The 3,947-nt window shown below is 46.0% G+C and carries 3 protein-coding genes; all 3 read left to right on the forward strand.

The genetic code is table 11. The features are described 5' to 3' along the window. Positions 1–324 precede the first annotated feature (324 nt). A complete protein-coding gene (locus ACTTJF_RS09860; RefSeq protein ID WP_442551813.1) occupies positions 325–1,866 on the forward strand; it encodes a flavocytochrome c in 1,542 nt (513 codons plus the stop codon). Between the two features lie 278 nt (positions 1,867–2,144). Then, the gene (locus tag ACTTJF_RS09865; protein WP_442551814.1) at positions 2,145–3,539 is read left to right on the forward strand and encodes a hypothetical protein; all 1,395 of its coding nucleotides are present in this window, start codon (positions 2,145–2,147) and stop codon (positions 3,537–3,539) included. Between the two features lie 88 nt (positions 3,540–3,627). Next, a partial coding sequence (locus ACTTJF_RS09870) for a hypothetical protein (RefSeq protein ID WP_442551816.1) occupies positions 3,628–3,947 on the forward strand: 320 nt, incomplete at its 3' end.

Raw genomic sequence — 3,947 nt, forward strand, 5'->3', positions numbered from 1 at the left:
AAGCCGCAATCAAAAAAGAAGAGATAAAGAAGGCTTATTTTGGGGAGGATTATGTGGGGATGAAGGTGGGAAAAGCAGAAACTACGGCGGATAAAAACGCGACTAAGTAAAATTAATTCTAAAATTTAAGGTAGACTGCGTAAAATCAGACTACCTTATTAAAATATAATAAAAAATTTAAAATAATCTAATAAAACCATCTCAAATTTAAGTTTAGTTTACGCCATACTGCAGTACAATTTTTAATATAAAAAACAAATTTTATTAAATACTTATGTATATATAAAATTTGTAATTTAATATCTAAATTTAAAGAAGATAATTATGGCAAAAAGTGACGTTTCAAGACGCGATATGCTCAAAATGAGCTTAACCGGTGCCGGAGCGCTTGCATTAGGAGCAGTAAATGCAGACGCTGCAGTAAGCACAAAAGACGTAAAATTTGACGAGGAGTGGGACGTCGTCATCATCGGCAGCGGCTTTGCCGGTCTTGCGGCGGGTATCAAAGCGAGCGAACGCGGAAACAAAGTACTAATCCTAGAAAAAATGGGGCGCGTGGGCGGCAACAGCGTCGTAAACGGCGGAATTTTTGCCGTGCCGGGTAGCGAACTACAAAAGAAAAACGGCGTCAAAGACTCAAAAGAGATTTTCATCGCCGACTGCGTAAAAGCGGGCCTCGGACTAAATCACGTCGAGCTGCTTGAGGTGCTGGCCGACCGCGCCGTAGATACGTTTAACTTCACCGTAAAACACGGCGCAAAATACCTAGATAAACTCATCCTAGAGGGCGGCCACAGCGTGCCTAGAACGTACTACACCGAGAACACCAGCGGCTCGGGCATCGTGCAGCCTCTCGTGGAGTCGTTTAAAAAAACCGACGGCTGCGAGCTTCGCACTCGAACGAAATTTGACGACTTCGTAACCGACGAGAGCGGTCGCGTAGTAGGCGTAACCGTGAGAGAAAACTATAAATTCGACAAAGATCTCTTTAGCGACGACCGAGAAAATAAAGGCGGCGACAAGAAAATCATCAAGGCCAAAAAAGGCGTCATACTCGCAAGCGGCGGCTTTTGTAGCGATAAATTCTTTAGAAAACTCCAAGATCCTCGCGCCGTGCCAGAGTTTGACACCACAAACCACCCCGGAGCTACCGCAGGCGCGCTCATCTCAGCGTTTAAGGTAGGCGCGCTACCGGTGCAAGTCGGCTGGATCCAGTACATCCCGTACAAATGCCCGGACGAAAAAGGCAACGGCATCACGAGCAAATTTGCAGCCCAGGCGAGCTTCCGCTACGGATTTTCCGTCGATCCAAAAACCGGCAAACGCTATATGAACGAGCTAGCCGACCGCAAAATCAGAGCCGACGCGATGTTTAAAATCATCGACGCTAAAGCAAACAGCTACCCGATCAACCTTTGCGACTCCGTAGCCGCGGCAAAACTAGTGCCTAGCGACCTCGAAAATCCGATGAATAACGGCGTCATCAAAAAATTCGACAGCCTTGAGGAGCTAGCGGCGTTTTATAAAATGCCTGCGGGAGAGCTAACCAAGACCGCCGAGCGCTATAACGGCTTTGTAGCGTCTGGCGTCGATGAGGATTTCGGCAAACCGATGAAACTAACCGACGGCATCACGGTCTCAAAACCGCCGTTTTACGCTATGCGCGGCGCTCCGAAGCTGCACCACACCATGGGCGGCGTAAAGATCAACACCAAAGCGCAAGTTCTAGATATCGACGATGAGCCGATCGCCGGTCTATATGCCGCGGGCGAGGTTACGGGCGGTACGCACGGAGCTAGCAGGCTAGGCAGCTGCGCTATACTAGACTGCCTAACGTTTGGTATGATAGCGGGAGAAAATATTTAACTCTACAGGGGGGGGGGGGAGTAAAATCCCCCTCTGCCGCTAAGTATTTCTGGCCTTAACAGTTTATTACTTAATATATCTACGCTATAAATTTAACTGCGCCTTTCATAAATTTTGCGGTAATTCGTTGTAAATCAAATAATCAAATTCGGCGCTTAAATTTAATAACCGTTTAAAACAAATTTATGTATATTTTCTCTTTTACGAGCCCTTAAATTTGACCCAAATTTGGGCGTCAAATTTTATAAATTTAAAACTAAAACCGCCAAAAGAGAAAAATGGATAGAAATTTTAATAAAGTAAGAACGCAAGGCATCCTCGGCGCGGTTTGCATCCTGTGTGCGAGCGCGAGTTTTCTAGCGAGCGATCAGAGCCTGTTTTGGATCGTTCGCACGCTAGCATGGCTGTTTGCGCTGACGTTTTTCCACTATACGCTCATCCGCGCGCAGGATCTGTCAAACTCAAACGTCTTTACTATCTTTAAATACGCTTACAACGGCTTTTTAGCCGTAATCCTCTGCACGGTCGCGCTCTACGTCTTTGATGAAAATTATCTAAGCCTCATCTCCGACGTCATCATCCCGCTTGCCGCATTTGCCGTCTTGGTTGCGTGGGTCGTCATAAATCTCAAACTCGCAAAGGCCTCGGGCTGCGTGCTTTTTAGCATTTACGCGTGGATGCTTACCGCTAGCCTGGGCGCAAACTTTATCTATGGCATGCTAGAGGTCCTCTCGCCCGCCATCATCGCCCCTATCGTCAAATTTGAACCCCTCGCAAACGCGCTTTTTGATTTAGCGACTTCGGGCGTATTGCTCGCGGCGTGGATCAACGCGGAAAATTTCTCAAACGAGCAAGACGAAATCGAAATAAATTTAACAATTCGGTGCGGCGATAGGCCAAATTTAAGCACACAAGACGCAAACGACCCAAATTTTAGAACTCAAGACGAGCAAACGACGGAGTTCAAATTTGACGCCGAGCAAAGCCGCGCAAATAAAATTCCGTCCCAAAAAGAAAACGCGCAAGAAAATTCTTACGAACGTAAAACGCTAAAAGCAGCCAAAAAGCAGGGTATCATCTCGTGCCGGCTTATGCTAGCGACCGTTGCCGTGTCGTTTTTTGCCAAGCTTTATCTGATATTTACGCAGCCGCACGGCGAGTCGCAAGAGCAGCTGATAAAAATGCTTGAAGGCTCGGTAAATTTCGTGCTTTTTCTCGCCGCAGCCGTTTATATGTGGTACGCGCTTAAAAAGCTAGAGGAGATTTACGACGCTGACGTACTTAGCATTTATAAGCAGATGATTTTTGTATCTATCGTATTTGCGGTAGTTGGTATAGCATTTGGCTTTATACGCGGTGTAGAGGACCGACCTGCTTCGACCGGTGCCGGACTGGCGGGACTTTTTATACTAGCTATCACCGTCTATCTAGCCGTCCTTTGGGCTAAGTTAAATTTCAGCCTTGCAAAGATTACAGAAAACGATCTTTTTAAGACTTACGTATTTTTCGCTATCGCTAGCTTTATTATCGCCTTTGCGCTGCAGATAATGCTATCTATAGGCTATTTTACGGCGGTCTTTTCCATACTGCTTGCAGCACTAGCCATCGCGATACTTTACGTGCTACCGACTGCGTTTTACCTATACGCTTGGACTATGATAAAGGAGGAATGAGATGAGAGAAAACGAACAAGATTTGACCTAAAACAAAACCCAAATCATCGAAAAAGCAAAGCAAGAAGGAATGCTTTCGGCTTGCTTTATGTCTTTTACGGTTTTGGTGCTTTACGTTGAGGATTTTTTCCCGAAACTTCAAGAAAAGCACGGCTGGACGGCGATAAGCATATTTGCGCTCGTCTATCTTTACAAAGCACTTAAAAAGCTCCAGCCTATGTGCGAGACTAACCTCATGCGGCCGTTTCACGCGTATTGGTTGCTAGGGATTGCTACGGCGGCGGCTCTGCTAGCCGGGATACTTTACGATCCTATTTTTACGCTTTTGTTTCTTGTTTTACTTGCGGTTACGATGATTTTTTGGACGATTTTAAACTTTAGACTATCGCGCATCACGCAAAATCCGCT

Origin of the sequence: Campylobacter sp., from assembly GCF_052170435.1 — a bacterium.
Lineage (GTDB): Bacteria > Campylobacterota > Campylobacteria > Campylobacterales > Campylobacteraceae > Campylobacter_A.

Excerpts from the sequence above, each read along its gene's own strand:
- ACTTJF_RS09865 (WP_442551814.1), top strand. The coding sequence starts at position 2,145 with ATGGATAGAAATTTTAATAAAGTAAGAACGCAAGGCATCCTCGGCGCG.
- ACTTJF_RS09860 (WP_442551813.1), top strand. The coding sequence starts at position 325 with ATGGCAAAAAGTGACGTTTCAAGACGCGATATGCTCAAAATGAGCTTA.